The sequence below is a fragment of the Corynebacterium sp. HMSC074C03 genome, from assembly GCF_001838285.1.
GTDB lineage: Bacteria > Actinomycetota > Actinomycetes > Mycobacteriales > Mycobacteriaceae > Corynebacterium > Corynebacterium amycolatum.
The window spans coordinates 851-1,232 of record NZ_KV836231.1 but is presented as its reverse complement, the minus strand read 5'-3'; the positions used below and the strand labels follow the sequence as shown (position 1 = coordinate 1,232).

The 382-nt window shown below is 58.1% G+C and carries 1 protein-coding gene; it reads right to left on the bottom strand.

Annotation, left to right across the window (positions count from 1 at the left end; all coding sequences use genetic code 11):
• Window positions 1–47: 47 nt before the first annotated feature.
• Window positions 48–382 (bottom strand): integrase core domain-containing protein (locus tag HMPREF2847_RS11970; protein WP_168168372.1); only part of this gene is annotated, 335 nt, incomplete at its 5' end.

Here is a 382-nt window from a genome sequence, read left to right as displayed (position 1 = left end):
TTGGGGTTGCCCGCAAATCGTGGACACGTAGTGGAGCTACCTAGTGGTTAGGCAGCTATTTCTTTTCTGCTGTTGATTGCGCCGGCGTGGTTCTCGAAGTCGACGGGGCTGACCATCCCGAGTGCAGAGTGCCGGCGGTTGTAGACGACTTCAATCCAGTAGGCAACGGCCTTGCGTGCAGCATCACGGGTAGGCCATCGCTGCCGGTCATAGAATTCAGTCTTTAGCGTCGACCAGAACGACTCGGCCATCGCGTTATCGAAGCACACGCCCGTACGCCCCACAGACTGGGCAATGCCCAGGTTGCGGCAGACCTCCCAGAGCTTCTCACTGGTGAATTGTGTTCCGCGGTCAGCGTGAAACACCAGCCCATCAGGAACGT